The sequence below is a fragment of the Allorhizocola rhizosphaerae genome (genome assembly GCF_003426775.1).
GTDB lineage: Bacteria > Actinomycetota > Actinomycetes > Mycobacteriales > Micromonosporaceae > Allorhizocola > Allorhizocola rhizosphaerae.
The window spans coordinates 15,937-32,130 of record NZ_QJUG01000015.1; the positions used below are offsets into that span (position 1 = coordinate 15,937).

The 16,194-nt window shown below is 67.5% G+C and carries 19 protein-coding genes; 8 read left to right on the top strand and 11 right to left on the bottom strand.

Annotation, left to right across the window (positions count from 1 at the left end; genetic code table 11):
- Window positions 1–76: 76 nt before the first annotated feature.
- Window positions 77–895, bottom strand: a complete 819-nt coding sequence (locus tag DM816_RS04765; protein ID WP_117208829.1) for an NAD(P)H-binding protein — start codon at window positions 893–895, stop codon at window positions 77–79.
- A 57-nt stretch (window positions 896–952) separates the two neighbouring features.
- On the opposite strand from DM816_RS04765, the gene DM816_RS04770 reads away from it, so the two are divergent.
- Window positions 953–1,435: a MarR family winged helix-turn-helix transcriptional regulator gene (locus DM816_RS04770; protein ID WP_246001559.1), complete on the top strand. Its 483-nt coding sequence runs from the start codon at window positions 953–955 to the stop codon at window positions 1,433–1,435.
- Window positions 1,436–1,478: 43 nt separating this feature from the next.
- The gene (locus DM816_RS04775; RefSeq protein ID WP_117208831.1) at window positions 1,479–1,859 is read left to right on the top strand and encodes a hypothetical protein; all 381 of its coding nucleotides are present in this window, start codon (window positions 1,479–1,481) and stop codon (window positions 1,857–1,859) included.
- Window positions 1,860–2,057: 198 nt separating this feature from the next.
- On the opposite strand, the gene DM816_RS04780 is transcribed toward DM816_RS04775, so the two are convergent.
- The 6 genes from DM816_RS04780 to DM816_RS04800 form a co-directional block, all read right to left on the bottom strand.
- Entirely contained in the window at window positions 2,058–2,927 is an 870-nt protein-coding gene (locus DM816_RS04780; protein ID WP_117208832.1) for a universal stress protein, read from the bottom strand.
- A gap of 33 nt (window positions 2,928–2,960) precedes the next feature.
- Window positions 2,961–4,406 carry an alpha/beta fold hydrolase gene (locus DM816_RS04785; RefSeq protein ID WP_117208833.1) on the bottom strand — a complete coding sequence of 482 codons (1,446 nt, stop codon included), beginning with the start codon at window positions 4,404–4,406 and terminating at the stop codon, window positions 2,961–2,963.
- 9 nt (window positions 4,407–4,415) lie between these two features.
- The gene (locus DM816_RS04790) at window positions 4,416–6,350 is read right to left on the bottom strand and encodes an FAD-dependent oxidoreductase (RefSeq protein WP_117208834.1); all 1,935 of its coding nucleotides are present in this window, start codon (window positions 6,348–6,350) and stop codon (window positions 4,416–4,418) included.
- Between the two features lie 244 nt (window positions 6,351–6,594).
- Window positions 6,595–6,828: a hypothetical protein gene (locus DM816_RS04795; protein WP_162907117.1), complete on the bottom strand. Its 234-nt coding sequence runs from the start codon at window positions 6,826–6,828 to the stop codon at window positions 6,595–6,597.
- Between the two features lie 20 nt (window positions 6,829–6,848).
- The gene (locus DM816_RS42205; RefSeq protein ID WP_162907118.1) at window positions 6,849–7,007 is read right to left on the bottom strand and encodes a hypothetical protein; all 159 of its coding nucleotides are present in this window, start codon (window positions 7,005–7,007) and stop codon (window positions 6,849–6,851) included.
- A gap of 262 nt (window positions 7,008–7,269) precedes the next feature.
- Window positions 7,270–7,980 (bottom strand): hypothetical protein, encoded by a 711-nt coding sequence (locus DM816_RS04800; protein WP_117208836.1) that lies wholly within the window; start codon window positions 7,978–7,980, stop codon window positions 7,270–7,272.
- Between the two features lie 61 nt (window positions 7,981–8,041).
- Here DM816_RS04800 and DM816_RS04805 point away from each other — a divergent pair, with 61 nt between their 5' ends.
- A complete protein-coding gene (locus DM816_RS04805; protein WP_117208837.1) occupies window positions 8,042–8,227 on the top strand; it encodes a hypothetical protein in 186 nt (61 codons plus the stop codon).
- Between the two features lie 191 nt (window positions 8,228–8,418).
- Here the strand turns inward: DM816_RS04805 and DM816_RS04810 are convergent, their stop codons facing one another.
- Together DM816_RS04810 and DM816_RS04815 are read right to left on the bottom strand one after the other, a co-directional pair.
- Window positions 8,419–8,676, bottom strand: a complete 258-nt coding sequence (locus tag DM816_RS04810) for a hypothetical protein (protein ID WP_117208838.1) — start codon at window positions 8,674–8,676, stop codon at window positions 8,419–8,421.
- A 124-nt stretch (window positions 8,677–8,800) separates the two neighbouring features.
- A complete protein-coding gene (locus DM816_RS04815; RefSeq protein WP_117208839.1) occupies window positions 8,801–9,034 on the bottom strand; it encodes a hypothetical protein in 234 nt (77 codons plus the stop codon).
- A gap of 570 nt (window positions 9,035–9,604) precedes the next feature.
- Between DM816_RS04815 and DM816_RS04820 the strand changes: the two genes are divergently transcribed.
- Both DM816_RS04820 and DM816_RS04825 read left to right on the top strand, forming a co-directional pair.
- On the top strand, window positions 9,605–10,609 hold the full coding sequence (locus DM816_RS04820; RefSeq protein ID WP_117208840.1) for a LacI family DNA-binding transcriptional regulator: 1,005 nt from the start codon (window positions 9,605–9,607) through the stop codon (window positions 10,607–10,609).
- Between the two features lie 142 nt (window positions 10,610–10,751).
- Entirely contained in the window at window positions 10,752–12,128 is a 1,377-nt protein-coding gene (locus tag DM816_RS04825) for an endonuclease/exonuclease/phosphatase family protein (protein WP_162907119.1), read from the top strand.
- Window positions 12,129–12,280: 152 nt separating this feature from the next.
- Here the strand turns inward: DM816_RS04825 and DM816_RS04830 are convergent, their stop codons facing one another.
- Window positions 12,281–13,015, bottom strand: a complete 735-nt coding sequence (locus DM816_RS04830) for an AfsR/SARP family transcriptional regulator (protein WP_162907120.1) — start codon at window positions 13,013–13,015, stop codon at window positions 12,281–12,283.
- Between the two features lie 176 nt (window positions 13,016–13,191).
- On the bottom strand, window positions 13,192–14,091 hold the full coding sequence (locus DM816_RS04835; RefSeq protein ID WP_117208843.1) for a PhzF family phenazine biosynthesis protein: 900 nt from the start codon (window positions 14,089–14,091) through the stop codon (window positions 13,192–13,194).
- 137 nt (window positions 14,092–14,228) lie between these two features.
- Here DM816_RS04835 and DM816_RS04840 point away from each other — a divergent pair, with 137 nt between their 5' ends.
- Genes DM816_RS04840 through DM816_RS04850 form a run of 3 tightly spaced genes read left to right on the top strand, consistent with a single transcriptional unit; the run spans window position 14,229 to window position 16,193 of the window.
- Entirely contained in the window at window positions 14,229–15,587 is a 1,359-nt protein-coding gene (locus DM816_RS04840; RefSeq protein ID WP_211588544.1) for an AMP-binding protein, read from the top strand.
- Window positions 15,577–15,822, top strand: a complete 246-nt coding sequence (locus DM816_RS04845; protein WP_117208845.1) for an acyl carrier protein — start codon at window positions 15,577–15,579, stop codon at window positions 15,820–15,822. The genes DM816_RS04840 and DM816_RS04845 overlap by 11 nt, the downstream gene beginning before the upstream one ends.
- Window positions 15,819–16,193 carry an ectoine synthase gene (locus DM816_RS04850; protein ID WP_117208846.1) on the top strand — a complete coding sequence of 125 codons (375 nt, stop codon included), beginning with the start codon at window positions 15,819–15,821 and terminating at the stop codon, window positions 16,191–16,193. The genes DM816_RS04845 and DM816_RS04850 overlap by 4 nt, the downstream gene beginning before the upstream one ends.
- Window position 16,194: the final 1 nt, after the last annotated feature.

Here is a 16,194-nt window from a genome sequence, read left to right on the forward strand (position 1 = left end):
TTCTCTAATTATTGTCAAGTACCGTATGCGCTGCAACGTCACGGTGCCGTTGGCGGGATTGGCGGGCGGGATTGGGCTACGCCGCGCCCGCCGGCACCTGTTCGCGGGCCAACTCGGCCAGCGTGCGGGCTGGACGGCCGGTGACGGCCGTGAAATCGGGCGTGGTGTAGTCGCCCCAACCGCTCGCGTAGGCCGCGCCATATTCGTGCCCGCTGACCTCGGCCACCCAGCGCGGGAAGCCCGCACCCAGCATGGCGTCGACCGCGTCCTGCCGCGAGATCTCGTGGACTCCTACGCCCAGGACCGTCGCCGCCTCGGCCATGGACAGGCTTTGCGGCCCGGTGATGGTGTAGACCTTGCCGGCGTGCGCCTGTGGCGGCGCGCTCATGACGGCCACGGCGAAGTCGGCGATGTCACGGACGTCGATCATGCCGATCCGGGCTGAACCCACGGCGTGGAACAGGGTATCCCCTGAGATGGCTCCCAGAAGGTTTTGCATGAAGAACGCGGGCCGCACAATCGTTGTGGGGATGCCCGAGGCCAGAGCCTCCACATCGGACAGTGCGTGCAGCCTGCCGTTGCGGGTCGGGGCGTCGTGCGCCGCGCCGATGGCCGACAGGCGGACGACGTGCTTCACGCCCGCCCGGCGGGCCGCCCACACCGCGTTGGAGCTGGCATGCGGCGCCTGCGGGCCCATCGCGTTGAGCAGCCACAACGTGTCTATGCCCGAGAAGTCGAGGGAATCGGGCTCTTCGAGGTCGCCGACGATGGTCTGGACGCCGGGGATGGTCACGGGCTTGCGCACGAGGGCGGCGAGGTCGAGCCCGGCCGCGAGGCCGGAACGGATCACTGCGCTGGAGACGTTGCCGTTGGCGCCGGTCACGAGGATTGTCATACGATCACGCTAAGGTCAGCGTTCAGTGATAGTCAAGATTAGTGACGATAATGTTTGGTGACTAAACTCATGCCCGAGAAACAGAAGCGCAGCGCGCGCAAGCAGGCCGAACCGGATCTGGGCATCCTGTCCAGCTGGCTGCTGTTCGCGGTGCAGCGGGAGCTGTTCGAGACCATGGAGCGGGAGGGCTTCGAGAAGCTGGGCCCGCGCCACGGCGCCGTGCTGGCCTACCTCGACGAGGAGGGCACACGGGCCACCGACCTGGCGGCCCTGTCCGGTCAGCACAAGCAGGTCATCGGCACGCTCATCGACGAGCTGGTCGAGGCCGGCTGCGTCGAGCGGCGCCCCGACCCGCAGGACCGCCGCGCCAAGCTGATCGTGCCCACCGAGGCCGGCCTGGAGCGAATGCGGCGCTCGGACGCCATCATGGCCGCCATCGAGCGCCGCTACGCCAAGGAGCTGGGCGAAGAGGATTATGCCCAGTTCAAGCGGGCGTTCACGCGGATAGCGCAGGCCGCGCGCTCGCGAGAGCGGGCATAGCGCGTTCAGCGTGCGCACAGGTCGCGCTCCTACGGTGGATCACATGCAGGAGTCGAGGGCACGGCGCGTGGTGGACGCGCTACGTGAGCTGGGCGTGCCGGCGCATCTGGCGCAGCCGCGCGCCGGCGTCTCCCAGTTCGGGATCAGGGTCGCGCTGCCGGACGGGCGCGAGGCTATCTGGGACACCGACGGCACGGCCGGGCTGGAGGCGCAGGTGCTGCGCGACGGTGTGCTCGTGGGTTTCGTGCCGCACATCACCGGCTCGGAAAACTTCACCGAGCAGCAGACCATCGACGCCATCGCGCGCACCGACTACGACCGTCCGATCGCCACGCAGCGCCGCACGGCCCCGCCGCCCGCGCCGCCACTGCCCCGCGAGGGCGGCTTCTTCCGCCGCTTCATGGACGGCTTCCGCGAAAACTAGCCGGGCTCGGCTCCCATCCCAGGCCGCCGCGCACGCCCTTTGCGTCTGCCCGGCTACTCCGTTTCTCGCCTGCCGCAGATGCCTTTGCGAGCGCTACAGCTCTGCTCCGACTACCCGGAGCAGACACAAAGCGGCGCTACAGCTCTGCTCCGGATACCCGGGGCAGAGCTGTAGCGCCGCGCGAAGTGGTCCTTGCCGTCACTTGCCGGGGACCATCAGCACCGGGCAGTGGGCGTGGTGCAGGACCTGCTGGCTTACCGAGCCCAGCAGCAGGCCGGTGAAGCCGCCACGCCCGCGCGAGCCGACCACGACCAGCTGTGCCTGTTCGCTGAAGCCGACCAGCGTCCGGCCCGGACGGTCCCGGACCGACTCACGCCGCACGGTCACATCCGGGAAGCGATCCGAGTGCCCGGACAACGCCTCGGCCAGCAGGCGCTCCTCCTCGGCCGCCACCTCGTCGGTGTCGTACACCAGCGGGAGCATGTCGCCCGGCCCGGTGGACACCGGCCTGGTCCAGCAGTGCACGGCCAACAGCTCGGCACCGCGCACCGAGGCCTCCTCGAACGCGAGCCCCACCGCACGCTCCGAAGTGGACGATCCATCGACGCCCACCACGATGGGGCCCTCGAAGTCCATGCGGCCCTTGGCCACGAGCACCGGGGTCGACGAGTGCGCGGACACCTGCACCGCGACCGACCCGACCAGCAGCCCGCTGAAGCCGCCCAGCCCGCGGTCGCCGAGCACGACCAGTTCGGCCTCGTGCGCCTGCCCGAGGATCACGGGCGCGGGCGCACCCGTGATCAGCTCGGTCCAGATCTGCACGGCCGGTTCGGCCTCCAGCGCGACGGCCGCGGCCTGCTTGAGCAGTGCTTCGGCCTGCTCCCGCAGCCCACCCCCGGCCTGCCCGGGGGGCACACGCAGCGTGGGCCACACGAACGCGTGCACCAACTTCAGCGGACGGTCACGCCACCGGGCCTCGCGCGCCGCGAGCCGCACCGCGGCCAGGCCCGACTCCGACCCATCCACGCCAACGACGATCGTCACCGTTGCCACCCCCAACCTCTTCATACAGTAGCAATTGGGACGACTCGGGCGCGGCTTCTAGCAGGCGATGTCGGTCGCTGGGAGCTCCCCGGTGACGAGGTAGTCGACGACGGCCCCGTTGAGGCAGGCGTTGCCGAAGTGCGGGAAGGGCGCGTGAGTCTGCGCGTCGATCGTGACCAGCCGCGAACCGCGGATGGCCGAGGCGACCGCACGCGATTGGGCAACCGGCACCGACACGTCCCGCAGCGCGGCCGTCACCAGCACACCCGGCGCGCGGTTGCCTGACAGCGGCACCCGATTGTCCACACTGGACGGCCAGAACGCACACGGGGTGATGTTCGCGTTGGGCGGGCCGAAATTCGGATACGGTACCGAATACCGGTACACGTCGATGAGATAGCTGTGGATGCCGCGGGGCCAAGCGTTGTCACCACACCGGTAGGCCATGTTCACCGCGGTGTGGTTGTCCGCGGGCACACCGGGCACGCCCGGCCGTGCCGACGGGTAGAGCGGGAACGGCACCGGCGGTGGCGCACCGTCCCGGATCGCCGCCAGATCGGCCGCGACGTAGGGGAAGTACTGCTCGAAGAAGATCGCGATGACGACCAGGTTGCCCAGTTCGCCCGCTGTCCACGCGTGCCCGCCGGCCTCGATCGGCGCGGCGGTCGCCCGGTCGAGCAGCGCGTTGATGTTCGCCTCGACGTCGGTCGCGGTGGCGCCGAAGCCGTATCCACCGTTGGCGGCGATCCAGGCGGCGAACGCGTCGAACCCGGTCTCGAAGCTCGGCGTGCGCGAGAGTTCGAACTGGCGCCAGATCAGGTCACCGTTGACCGGACTGTCCAAAATGAACCGGTCCACGCGGTGCGGGAACAGCGTGGAGTAGGTCGCACCGAGCATGCCCGCATACGAGCCGCCGAGATACGAGATCTTCCGCTCGCCGAGTGCCTTGCGGATCTGGTCGATGTCGCGTGCGGCGTTTGCGGTGCTGGCGTGCGGCAGGGCCCAACCCGCGGCGCGGGCGCAGTCCTGCGCATACCGGCGCGCCTCGGTCACCTGCGCGGCAAACGCGTTCAGGTCGCCCGGGACGCGTACCCAAAACCCGCCCGCCTCCTCGCCGACCTGGCCGCAGCCGATCGGGGTGCTCTGCTCGACAAAGCGGATATCAAAACCGATCAGGTCGTACCGGGCGCGCACACCCGACGGCAGCGCGCCCGCCAGGTCCTCCGGCAGGTGCACGCCCGGACCACCCGGACCGCCGCCCGTGGTCAGCAGGACGCCGTCGCGCAGTGCGGGATCTGTTGCGGGCAAGCGGGATATGGCTATCTCGATGGTGCGGCCGTGCGGCTGGCGATAGTCCAACGGCACCTTCACCTTCGCGCAGCGAAGGTCGGGATTGGACGCACCGGGGCACGCCGCCCAAACCAGTTCAGGTTGTGCCGCGACGGCAGGAGCGCCCGCGCCGATCGCGATGGCCGCGACGACGAGCCGTATCAAGATTTTCATGTGCGTAGATTAGTGCTCTATCAATGAATCCGGGAAGCCGCGCTGTGCACCCGAGACCGCTGTCGGGCCCAGCACACTTTCCAGCTGCTCCCAACGCGTGACGAGATCCGCCATCATGAGCATCATGACGTCGGGGAACGCGTACAGGAACGTCTTGTAGCGGTAGTGGTCCAGGTAGTAGAGCTCGACGTCGCTCACCGCAGTGGCCGTGGTGGTGCGGGCGTTGAAGAACAGGTCGTGCGTCCCGAGGATGGTGCCCCTGCCCATGACAACCCGCTCGTAGATCCCACCGAAGTCGACCTCCACCTGCCCGCTTGCGATCAGGTACACCCCGTTGGCGACGTCGTCCTCGCGGCAGATGGACTCGCCCGGCACGTACGTCAGTTCGTCGAACATCGACGCGAGCGTCTCCAGCTCGTTGTCGACCAGCGGCGCGAACATGCGGACCCCGTACGGGTCAACGCTTTCGCGCAGGCATTCCACCCGCTCCTTGAGGTCGGTCTCGCTGATGTGGCTCATGCGCAGGCGCGCGAAGCGCTTCATCCGGTCGATGTCACGCCGTTGGCGGCGCGAGGTTTCGGCGCTGGGCGGGGTGTAGAGCGTGGTGTCGCCGCTGATCCGCGCGGCCTCACGCAAGCCCGATTCATACGCGCTGTGAACGCAGCCCCAGTGGTAGGTGTTGGTGCCCTCGCCCGCGAAGTAGAGCCGCTCCCCCACCGGCTCCGCGAGCATGCCGATGTCCCTTGGGGTGGCGTTGACCCCTATGCAGGTGTACGACCCACGAGCGAACGGATCCGCCGTCCACGCCGTGCGCGAGACACGGTCGGGTGCGGGCGCGTCGGCCCCGAAGAGGTCCCGGACCACGGTGGTCGCGTAGCGGTGAACCTCCTCGTCGGACCAGCCCTCCATGGCGCGCCCAAGCGTTGCCCCGAGCAGCATCACCAGAATCGCCTTGCCGTGCGACTTCCACATGCTGATGACCACCGTGGGATGGCGGTCGGTGTCGCGGCACAGGTAACCGAAGACATACTGCTCCTGCGGCCAGAACGGTTCGTCGTAGTGCAGGGCGATCTTGTTCAGCGTGCCGAAGCCCAGCCGGGCGATCGCCGACCGCTTGTCCTCGGGCAGCGGCGGATCGAACGTCACCGCCCCACCCTTGAGCACACCGAGCGGCAGGGTCACGAGCACCTTGTCGGCCTCGAAGTCGCCCTTGTCCGTGACGACCCGCACCGGACCGGCACCCTCGCCCGTCTCGACCCGCTGCACGACGTGGCCCAGCTTGACGTCCAGCCCGTCGGCGAGCGCGTCGACGACGCACCGATAGCCGCGGTGCAGGATGCTGTCGCCGTAGCCGTAGACCAGGTATCCGTCCTCCCAGAACTTGAGTGAAAGCTTGTCCGCGTCCTCGGCGACGTCATCGCGCAGAATCACGTTCAGGTGATAGCGGACGGCTTCCTGGTCTTCTTGGGAGTACCCTCGCGAGGCCAGAATCTCGTGGATGGCCTCGGCGAGCGCGACATCCGGCAGTTCCCGCTTGCGGGCGAGCTCGGCGCGCTGTTCCAGCTCGTGCAGCACGGCATCGGCCAGCTCCAGCGTGCGGTTCTTCGTGGCCTGATTGGTCATCCGCCGGTCCGGCCCGAACAGGTCGAGATTGTCGAACCCGCCCGTGTAGGAACTGTCACCGCCCACGTAGCTGTAGGGAATCTCCAGTCTCTCCACCAGCTCCGTGATCGGGTTGCCATCCGTGCCGTGAATCCAGTGCGCCCCAAGATCCACGCCGTCCTCGTCGGTCCAGATGCGCCCGCCGATGCGGTCGCGCGCCTCCAGGATCGTGACGGGATGCCCGAGCCCGCGCAGGGCCTGCGCCGCCGCCAGCCCGGCGATCCCGGCCCCGATCACGAGCACACTGGAGGGGTCCCGATTCGGGACTTGATGCAGAGACATGCGTGCATTTTGCGGGGTGCGTCGGCGGCAACCAACCCCGCTCACCCGAAGCGGTGACGACACCACTCGAATAGGTGTCTGTACCGGCACCAGGCCGTGCTGGTCCAGCATCGGGTGGTGTGTGGATGCTTTTCGCCCGGGCGCCGGTCTGAGCTGGTGTTGTTCAGCATTACATCTCTGCTCCGGCTACTCGGAGCAGAGATGTAGCGCTGATGCGATGCTGGTCGGCGCGCGCAGCGCGGTGCTACGCTTCGGCCTCAGTGATGCGGGCGGTGAGCGCCGCGGCCAGCATGGTCGCCTCCGCGTCGGTCAGCTCCTCGCCGAACTCGTGCAACAGCTCGGCCTGGGTGTAGATCACCCTGCTGCCACGGGACTCGTCGTATGCCTCGTCCGCGCTCTCGACCTTCACCACGTCACCGGTGAGCGCCAGCACCTGCTCCTCGCCGGCCTTCCCGCGGGCCTGGGCGAGCGCTCGCACGTCATCAGGCGTAACTGTCGTCACGACAACGGCATTTCCCACCCGGTACCAAATTCAAACACCGGCGTTCTGGCCGCAGCCGTCAGCGGATCACCGGGGACGGTCTCGAAGGAGCCGACGATCTGGCCGCGATCGTTGACGTCATAGAGCTGGGTGTTGACGCCGTCCGGCACGTCCACGGTAGCGGCCCGGCCATCCCGGTAAAGGTGGCCTGCACGCCCGGTACACCTCAATCGGAGTCAACCGCGACCCGGTCATCAAGAAACCGTGGACGAGGACGTCTACCGCGGCCGCTTCGGCCCGGAGAGTACTTGTCGTGGCTTGCGCCGGGCTGCCGGCCAGCACGGTGAGCGCCGTGCTGGCCACGGCCGCGACGGGCAGCAAAACTCTCTTTCTGATGCGCACGGTTTTGTCTTCCTTAACCTCGAAGGTTCGACAAACCTAGTGCGCGACCCTTCCGGGTTTCTTACTGAGAACCTTCCGGCCGCAAGCCCATTCTGTGAGGGCCACCGCCACGAGGGCACAGGTCGCTCCCACGAGGGCGACGATGCGGAACGGCTCCCAATAGAGCATGGCCCACGGTGCTCCATCACCGCGGACGAGTTGGAGCGCCGAGAAGAACGCCGACGGGAGCAGTGTCCACATGGCAATGACCGCGATGACGGCGACCGCGGCTTTGATCGCCACCGACTGGCGCGCCAGCAGCCGTCCCATGCGCGCGGTGAGCATCCAACCACCATATGCGCCAAGCAATGCGCCGATTGCCGTCAGCCAGGCAAGACCGCTGGGCTCGGCCCGCTCGATCCGTAGCCGGTCGCCGCGGATCGTCAAGCGGTAGTCCCCCTTGACTGCTTCGCTTCGGTCCGCGGCGACACTCCAGCCGCCGGCGCGCAACGCCTCCAGTGCGGGCCCAAGCGCGATGGACCGCCCATAGCGGTAATCGACGCGACCGGGCGCACCATCGTCGTAACCGTCGTCGCCGAAGGCGAAGTCAAAGCGTTGCTGCCACACGGGTTTCATGCCCACCACGGCATGCGCGATGGCGTCGGCCGCCGGCTGGCTCGGCAACGGAGCGCCATCGGCGGCCCACGCCACCCACGATCCGAGCGTCGCGCCAAAGATAGCGCCACCAAGCGCCGTCGGGAGCACCATAGCCACACATCCGGACGATCACGTAGGAAGCGTATGATTGCGCCGTGGGAGGTTGATTGACATGACTGAATCCGCGACCGGCCCGGACGGCCCTCCACCCCTGCCCGACGTGGCGGCCGAGATCATTGAGTTCAACCAGTTGCAGCAACAGGTGCACGAGCTGGTCGCACAACTGGCGATCACCATCTCCAAGCTTGAGCATCTGCGCCAGCACATCGAGCAATACATCCTGCCGGCGCAACAATGATCGTCCGCAGGCCGTCCAGGGCATCGCAGCGCCTGCGAGTCACCCCCTTTCGGCCCGCGCGTGGCGGCTCTCGTCCGGGCATGGCGCTCACTCCGGAATGGCGTCAAGCAGGGCGCGCAACGATTGCTCATATCTGGCTGCGTCGAAACCGAAGTTCGACATCGCGAGCATGTAGCCGCCCTTGCTGCTGATCAGCACGGCCTCGCCCTTGAGCTCCTCGGCCGCGATATGGGCCTTGTCGCCCTTCTTGATGTCGAAACCCTGTCGTAGGGCTTCCCGGCCTGCTCACGCTGATAGTCGTAAGTGGACGATCCGGCCAGCCGGGACGGCATCGTGGCGCCGAAGCCGGCCACGCCCTTGCCGTCGCCGAACAGGCAGGCACCCTGGTCGGTCATCGGCTGCCCGAGGATCTCCGAGACCTGCGACGCGGTGTACGGGCAGGCGGGCACGGCGGCGGTGAGCGTGCTGAGGTCGCCGAGGCCGGCACCGTTGGGGTCGCCGCCGCCGGTTGTGCCGTTGGAGCCGCCGCAGCCTGCGGCAGCGAGCTGGCCCGCACAGTCGTTCCTTCCTGGGTCAAGAGAGCCATTGCGCGGGGTTCAGGCGATCGACTCGCCAGCCGGCGGCCGTGGCGGCGGCGGCGGATACGGCTTCGGCATCCGGCCCTTCGACCAGAGCGAGCACGACTTCGTCGGCCGGCAGATACACCACCGCGACCAGGCAGGCGTCCACAGTGGACAGCAGGGCCGGCGGCTCGGGTGAGCCGCTGGTGTCGTCGTAGCGCTCCAGCGCAAACAACCGCCATGTCATGCTTTGAAGGTAGGTCGGCGGGGGCGCGATGAATCCGGCGCTTCCCTATGTTTCGGCGCTTCCCTATGTTCGGCCCCAACGCGCTTGGCCGCCGCCCAGCGCCTCACCGGCATCGCGCTTGATCGACCGGTTGAGCGTCCGCCGACATGCCCTGCGTGAACGGCGGGAGTCGATTACCAGAAACCAGGCCACGGTCGGCCGTCTGTCAACGGGGGCGTCACGGTCGTCGGTCGGTCGAAGGGAGGCACCCCGTCGGTGGGCTCATCGCAGCGCTACATCTCTGCACCGGCTACTCGGAGCAGAGACGTAGCGCGCGAAAGTGCCTGATGGCAGGGTCGATGGGGCCAAGGCGGGCCCCGTGGGCGCTGGGCCGATGAGGCAGGGCCAGGCCTCGTGGGTGCCGGGCCGATGAGGCAGGGCCAACCCCTGTAGGCGGCGCCGATGAGGCAAGGGTCGGCCCCGTGAGCAGGGGGCGATTGCGGTGCGGGCGAGCGGGCAGGTCGGTGGTTGCGGGCGTACGGCGTCTGAGAGGATCGGAGGCTCCAGCCGCCGAGCCAGGACAGGGAGTCGATGGCGACCATCTACGATGTCGCGCAGCGGGCCAATGTCTCCGCCGCGACGGTGTCCCGCGTGGTCAACGGGCAGGCCAGCGTCGACGGCGCCCTGGCCGAGCGCGTGCGCCAGGCGATGCGAGAACTCGATTACCGGCCCAACGCCGTGGCGCGAAACCCGCGCCGGAGCCGCACAACGCTGTGGGCAGTGATCATTTCCGACATCGGCAACCCGTTCTTCACGTCGATGGTGCGCGGTGTCGAGGATGTGGCGCAGCGCAACGGCTATTCCGTGGTGCTGTGCAACAGCGACGAGGATCCCGCCAAGGAGGCCCGCTATGTGACCGCCGCGCTGGCCGAGCAGATGGCCGGGGTCATCATCTCCCCCACCGGCGCACCGACTCACGTCAAGCGGCTCATGGAGTCCAACACGCCGGTGGTCGCAATCGACCGTGAGCTGAAGGGGACGACGGTCGACACGGTGCTGGTCGACAACGAGCACGGCGCGGAGATCGCCACCGGTCATCTGCTGGATTCCGGCTACCGGAGCATCGCCTGCATCACCGGACCGCGCGAGGTTTCCACGGCCGTGCGCCGGCTCAAGGGGTACCAGAAAGCGTTAAAAGGTTTTGGAATCAAGGGTGACGAGGCGCTCATCCGCTACGCGGACTATCGCGAGGAGGGTGGTTATCGGGCCATGGCGAGCCTGCTCGACCGCGGGCCGATGCCCGACGCCGTGTTCGCGGCCAACAACCTGATGACCGTCGGCGCGGTGGAATGCTTGGTGGACCGGGGCATCGAGATCCCGGCGGGGATGGGTGTGGTGGGCTTCGACGACATCCCGTGGGCGCATCTGGTGCGGCCCTCGCTGACCACCGTGGCTCAGCCGACCTATGAACTCGGCCGCACCGCCGCTCTCCTGCTCACGGAACGCATCTGCAAGCCGAGCCGTCCACCCTCGACGGTCACCTTGCCCACTCAACTGCACATCCGGGAAAGCTCGACGCGCCAAGGACTGCCGTGACGGTGTCACGTGCACAACCTCGTGCGCGGCCGTGAGTTGAGGCGCCGCTACTGAGGACTCGTGCCCCGTCCAGCACTCCGGTGAACAAGTTCAATGATCAATTGGTGATCGAACAATGATGCGCGCCGTAAGCATGCTCTTTGTGCGCCGTTTCCTCATCACCTCCGTCGTGGCATGTGTCGTTGCCGGTGTGCTCGGCGGTCCGGCAAAGGCCGCGGCACCGCCGTCGACCACAGGCCAGCAGTGGGCCCTGTTGTCCGTGGCCAACGGGCTTTACGTGGCAGCGGAAATCAATGATGGCGGCAGCCACAACGGGATGCTGCGAGCCCGGTCGGCGTCGGTGGGCTCATGGGAGTCGTTTACCCTGCACACCGCCGACAAGGGTCAGACAGCCACGCTGCGGTCCGTCGCGAATGGACTGTACGTCGCCGCGGAGATCAACGATGCCGGTGCGGACAAGGGCATGCTGCGCGCCCGTTCCGGCAACGCCGGCGGCTGGGAGCAGCTCACGCTGGTGCCGCAGGGATCGGGCCTATACGCGTTGCGGTCCAAGGCCAATGGACTCTACGTCACCACCGAGGTGAACCACACCGGCTCTTCCCAGGCAATGCTGCGGGCTCGTGCCTCCAGCGTCGGAACCTGGGAAAGATACCGGTTGGTGCCGCTTGGTGGCGCTTCGAATCCCCCGGGCGCTTCGCCGCCGGGCGCGAGGACCGTCTCGGTGATGTCGTGGAACGTCTGCTCCAACAACGGAGCCTGCCCGCTGTACCGGGCGACGGCCGCGACGATCGCGAGCCGGATCACCTCGTGGGCGACCCGGTCGTTCGCTCCCGATGCCCTCTTCCTTCAGGAGTTTTGCGAGAAGGACGCCAAACCGCTGGAGTATGCGCTGGAGTCGGCGACCGGCCGCGGCTGGGACGTGCGGTTCGCACCGATCCAGCACCTGCTCGCGGGCACGTCCGTCAAAGCCCAGAAGATCTGCGTTGCCGACGTCAACGGGGTCGACCGCGGCTCGTATGGCGTGGCTCTCGCGGTGCCCGACGCGAACGTCTGGTACACCTCACATCAGCTGACCTCGACTCCGGCCTACGAGCAGCGCACGGTGTTGTGCGCGACCGTCGAGTCATGGGCGGTGAACTTCTGCTCGACCCACTTCAGCGCGGGCGTGTCCTATGACGACCCCGACGGCACGTACCGGGTCCGGCAGGTGTCGGAGTTGTTGAGCGCCGTCGCCAAGCCGGGCTATCGGGCGGTCTTCGGTGGCGATCTCAACCTCACGCCGCCCGACAGCCCGTCCGGCCCGGTGCCCGACGCGCTGGCACCCGTGTATGCCGCGCACGAGGAGTGCGACCAGTCCGCCAACGGCGGCCTGCGCAAGGGCACGGCCACCGCGGGCAGCTTGAAGCTCGACTACATTTTCGGGCCGACGTCGGCGACCCACGTGTGCCGCGTGGCGACGGAAAACGGCGACTCCGACCACAAGCCGGTCTACGCCGCGATCACGCTCCCCGCTTCGTGAGGTGGTAGCGGCGACAGCCTTCCGGCAATCGCCGCCGGCTCGTTCGAGGTCGGCAGCGCGGACGGGCGAGTGCTGCCGCCTGGCCGCCGCGAGTGCCGCAGTGGTGTCCGGCGCCGCCGCATTCACGCCTTTGACAGTTCGCAAAACACCCCTCATTCAGGCAGCTGGCAAGCCCGATAGCCGCCGGCGGGTGCTCCCGCGAGCGCAGCATCCTCATTCAGGATCTGGTAATACAGCCGGCGAAGTGCCGGGCTCGGCTCCAGGCCCATGTCCTCCATAAGGATCTTTTTCATGTCGATATAGACGGAGACCGCCTCCGCCCGGCGGCCGGCGCGATACAAGGCGGTCATAAGTTGCCCGCACAGCGTCTCGCGCAGGGGATGGGCGCTGGCCAGGGCGAGCAGTTCGGGCAGTAACTCGGCATGCCTGCCACGACGCAACTCGATGTCGATGAGCTCCTCCAACGCACGCAGGCGGCGTTCCTCCAGGCAGATCGCCTCGCCGGTCAAGGCGGTCGTGTGCCCCACGACGTCCGCCAGCGCCGGACCACGCCACACATCAAGGGCGCGTTGATAGAACTTGACCGCCTCAAGCGGATCGACCTCGGCTCGCTGTCGCGCCGAGGCGAGCAGCTGATCGAAGCGGTCCACGTCGCGTTCCCCGGGAAGGGTCTTGAGCAGGTAGCCGCCGGGGCGGGTCTGCAGCAGATCATCGGGCACATCCGCGTCGAGCCGCCGCAGCCATTGGCGGAGCTGATAAATGTGCACGTGAAGGTTGTTGCTGGCGGCCGGTGGCCGGTCGGGCCAGATCGCCTCGACGAGGCGGTCGCTGAGCACGGTTTGGTTGGCGAAAACCACCAGTGTCGCCAAGGCGATCCGTTGCCGCACCGACGTTACTGGAATCCGATTTTCATTTACCGCTATCTCCATCGGTCCAAGGACACAGAACAGCATGCTGTTTCCCCCGTGGAAACTGGTCGAGATCCCGCGGCAAGTTTCGGGCGTGAGCGGATAAGCTCATCACCATTCAATCATACCTATCAATTCATGATTTCCATACCCCTCTATTGTTCGGCGTTTTCGCCTGAAATAAAGAGCTTGCCGGACGCGAAGACGGTGGCCGTGCCGGTGATGATTGGCGCGGTGTCCACCTCGACCCTGATTCGCGAGGGCCGTGCCATCGCGTGGCCCTGACCGACGACGACGAGCCGCCCGGCGGCTCCATGCCGATGCAGCAGGCAGGCCAACGGCCCGGCCGCGCTTCCTGTAGCCGGGTCCTCCGCGATGCCGGCTGTCGGGTTGAAAAACCGGGCATAGGCGTCGACGTCATTCCCGGCGGGATCGGTCGCGTACAGGTAAACCCCTTCGCCTTCGACCTCGCGCACCAGGCCGCGCAGCACGCCGGCATCGGGGCGGGCCTTGTCGACCGCCGCCCGGTCCCGGCATCCGACCAGTAGATGCGGCGCACCGGTATCCACGACCTGCGCCACGGGAAGCGCCGGCGCCGCCCCGAGCTCTTCGGCTCGCAACCCCAAAGCGCGAGCGAGCCGATCCGTGTCGGCCACCGTCTCACCGTACCGGACCTCCGCCTGCCGCATGGCGACCGTGACGCCGCCGTCCGCGCTCGTCACCGTCACCGGCAGGACCCGGTCTCCGAGTTGCTGATACCACGTGCTGCCGCTGGCCGGCGCGCCGAGGCGATCGGTCGCGGCCAGCCACCACCAGGCCCCCAGCGCGTTGTGCCCGGCACCGAAGACCTCGACCCCGGCGGCGGTGAAGGAACGCAGCCGCCACGCGGCACCGGCCACGGTCGGGCGCATCAAGAAAGTGGTCTCCGACTGGTTGAACTCCCCCGCGACCCGAGCCAGCACGCTGTCCGGTAAGGCGTCGGCGTCGGCGACAACCGCCAGCGGATTCCCCGTCAGCGGCCGGTCGGCAAAAACATCCACAAGAGCAAATTCCATCGCTCCACAGTAGACACACTCGCCACCGCAGCCCCGAATGACCGGGCGTTTCATCGACCTTTCATCGATCCTTCATGCCCCGTGGGAATGCTGTGACGGGTTGAAACCGACTCAGTTGGATGGGAGGTCGTCACGCCGTGACTGCCCGGTCGCTTGCCGAGTGCATCCAGGAGCATGCAGTACGCGACCCGAGCGCGCCGGCCCTGGCCTGGCGCGAGCGCTACATCAGCTACGGTGAACTGACCGCGATGGCCCGCACCGAAGCAGCGGCATATGCCGACTCCGCGGTGTTCGTGCGGGCCGAGAAGGCGCCTCGAACCATCGCGCGGATCCTCGGCTGCCTGCTGCGGCGGCGCGCGGCGCTGCTCGCCCCGGATGACCAGAGCGCACCCGCACTCGGCGATCTCGTGACCGAGCTCGCCGCCCCGGAAACCGCGGGCATCGCCTTCATGCTGACCACCTCGGGATCGACCGGGAAACCGAAGGTCGTGCCGCTGCCCGCGGCCGCGGTGGATCGCTTCACCGACTGGGCGATCGCCACGTTCCAGATCGGCCCGCAGACGAGCGTGCTCAACTACGCACCGCTCAACTTCGACCTGTGCCTGCTGGATGTCTGGGCGACGCTGAAGGCGGGCGGGTGCGTCGTGCTGGTGGACCCGCAACATGCCACACAACCGGAGTACGTCGCCCGGCTGATCAACACACATCGGGTGGACGTCGTTCAGTCCGTGCCGATGCTCTACACCCTGCTCAACGACGCGGGATGCCACGGCAACTCCTCCGTGCGGCACGTCATGTTCACCGGTGACGTCATGCCCGGCCGGGTCCTCACCGCACTGCCGCGCATGTTCGACAACGCACGCTTTTACAACATCTACGGCTGTACGGAAACCAACGACAGCTTCATGTACGAATTGGACGGTACCGAGTCCGGCCCCGTGCCCATCGGTTCGCCGCTGCCCGGTGTGCTCGCCCTCATCGCGGACGACCATGGGGATCTCACGTCCGGCGCCTCCCACGGCGAGCTGTGGGTGTCCACACCGTTCCAGGCCAACGGATACCTGCGCGGCGGCGAGCGGGACGACAGGTTCGTCCGCCACGACGGCCGGATCTTCTTCCGCAGCGGTGATCGGGTGACCCGGCGCGCCGACGGGATCTTCGCCCTCGACGGGCGCATCGACTTCCAGGTGAAGGTGCGCGGGGTACGGGTCAACCCGCAGGAGATCGAGGCCGTGATGGCCGCACACCCCGCCGTGGCCGAGGTCGCCGTGGTCGCCGTCCCCGATGACCTGGCGGGACACCGGTTGCTGGCCACCGTCCGACGCTACTCCGGCGCCGAGTTGACCGGTCTGAGCCTGCGCGAGCACTGCGCGATGCGACTATCCCGGCCCGCCATTCCCAGTGTGGTCGTCGTCGCCGACGAGCCGTTGCCCCGGACCGCGACGGGCAAGATCGACCGCCAACTCCTCATCTCTAGGGGACGCAGTGAGTCCTGAACGCCAAGTCACCGAATACATCGTGCATCAGTTCCAGCCGGGCGTCACCGCCGACGAACTGGACGCCGATTACGACCTGCTGGCCAACGGCATCATCGACAGCCTCGGGCTGTTGCGCCTTGTCGACTGGCTGGACCGGACATTCGACATCGCGGTCGGGGAGGCCGACCTGGCCCCGTCGGACTTTCGCACGGTGGGCACCATCTGCAAGTTCATCAAAGAGAGGTCACGATGATTGTTCGCCGACTTTCCGAGGTCAAAACCGTCGAGTGGGGCAACGGCCTGAGCCGGCGATTCCTGCTTGAGGCTGACGGTATGGGATACACCATCACCGACACGATCGTGCGGGCCGGCACGAAGTCGGCTCTGCAATACCGGGCACACCTGGAAGCGTGCTATTGCATCGAGGGTCGTGGCGAGGTGATCGACTCCGAGAACAATTCCTATGTCATCGAGCCCGGGACGATGTATGCCCTCGATCAGCGCGACGCGCACTATCTGATCGCCGATCCGGATCAGGACCTGCGCCTGGTCTGCGTCTTCGCACCGGCCCTGCGCGGCGATGAACGCCACAACTTCGACAACGACGAGCACTCGCAATATTGAT

What these genes read in the sequence shown, in the direction of transcription:
- DM816_RS04765 (WP_117208829.1), bottom strand. Translation starts at nt 895, where the DNA reads ATGACAATCCTCGTGACCGGCGCCAACGGCAACGTCTCCAGCGCAGTG.
- DM816_RS04775 (WP_117208831.1), top strand. Translation starts at nt 1,479, where the DNA reads ATGCAGGAGTCGAGGGCACGGCGCGTGGTGGACGCGCTACGTGAGCTG.
- DM816_RS04780 (WP_117208832.1), bottom strand. Translation starts at nt 2,927, where the DNA reads ATGAAGAGGTTGGGGGTGGCAACGGTGACGATCGTCGTTGGCGTGGAT.
- DM816_RS04785 (WP_117208833.1), bottom strand. Translation starts at nt 4,406, where the DNA reads ATGAAAATCTTGATACGGCTCGTCGTCGCGGCCATCGCGATCGGCGCG.
- DM816_RS04790 (WP_117208834.1), bottom strand. Translation starts at nt 6,350, where the DNA reads ATGTCTCTGCATCAAGTCCCGAATCGGGACCCCTCCAGTGTGCTCGTG.
- DM816_RS04800 (WP_117208836.1), bottom strand. Translation starts at nt 7,980, where the DNA reads ATGGTGCTCCCGACGGCGCTTGGTGGCGCTATCTTTGGCGCGACGCTC.
- DM816_RS04805 (WP_117208837.1), top strand. Translation starts at nt 8,042, where the DNA reads ATGACTGAATCCGCGACCGGCCCGGACGGCCCTCCACCCCTGCCCGAC.
- DM816_RS04815 (WP_117208839.1), bottom strand. Translation starts at nt 9,034, where the DNA reads ATGACATGGCGGTTGTTTGCGCTGGAGCGCTACGACGACACCAGCGGC.
- DM816_RS04820 (WP_117208840.1), top strand. Translation starts at nt 9,605, where the DNA reads ATGGCGACCATCTACGATGTCGCGCAGCGGGCCAATGTCTCCGCCGCG.
- DM816_RS04835 (WP_117208843.1), bottom strand. Translation starts at nt 14,091, where the DNA reads ATGGAATTTGCTCTTGTGGATGTTTTTGCCGACCGGCCGCTGACGGGG.
- DM816_RS04850 (WP_117208846.1), top strand. Translation starts at nt 15,819, where the DNA reads ATGATTGTTCGCCGACTTTCCGAGGTCAAAACCGTCGAGTGGGGCAAC.